Origin of the sequence: Novilysobacter erysipheiresistens (genome assembly GCF_036663935.1) — a bacterium.
GTDB lineage: Bacteria > Pseudomonadota > Gammaproteobacteria > Xanthomonadales > Xanthomonadaceae > Novilysobacter > Novilysobacter erysipheiresistens.
The window spans coordinates 1-477 of record NZ_JAXGFP010000029.1; the positions used below are offsets into that span (position 1 = coordinate 1).

Annotated in this window: 1 protein-coding gene; it reads left to right on the top strand. The window is 60.2% G+C overall.

Going from position 1 to position 477, the window contains the following annotated elements:
- Positions 1-56: 56 nt before the first annotated feature.
- Entirely contained in the window at positions 57-437 is a 381-nt protein-coding gene (locus SNE34_RS14790; protein ID WP_332618389.1) for a hypothetical protein, read from the top strand.
- The last annotated feature ends 40 nt before the right edge of the window (positions 438-477 follow it).

Here is a 477-nt window from a genome sequence, read left to right on the forward strand (position 1 = left end):
CATCGGCACCCGGTCTGCACGCTGCGGGTCGGCTTAATTCCGGCGGTTAGGTGGCCATGAAACATTTCAGCAAACTGGCTAAAGCAGCTTCGCTGGTTTGTGGACTTGCAATCGCCGCCCTCGGTTTCGTGTGGCTCTGGATCGGCGCATCTGGCGCCCTCCAGTCAAGCCCCAGTGTTGGCTATTTCGCCGGGGTGGGCTTTCTTGTGGTCGCGGCTCCGCTCTTGGCATTTCCGTTCCACAGGCGATCTGCCAAGGTCCTTGCGGTCATTGCGTTGCTTTTGTTCGCTTGCACCCTCTTGTGGCTGGCTTTCCGGCCGGGACAACCGCTTGAGCGGTCAGCTCTGGCGCAAGCAGGCGCAATCGCTCCCGTTGTATTGTTGGTCGCACGTGTCGGGTTGGCTTGGTACCGGCGGCGAGCCGGGCTGGCCACCTAACAATTCGTTCAAGCCGAACTTGCTTCGCTACACCAACAAC

Bases quoted from the DNA above. Each gene is read 5' to 3' on its own strand.
- SNE34_RS14790 (WP_332618389.1), top strand. From the start codon at position 57: ATGAAACATTTCAGCAAACTGGCTAAAGCAGCTTCGCTGGTTTGTGGA.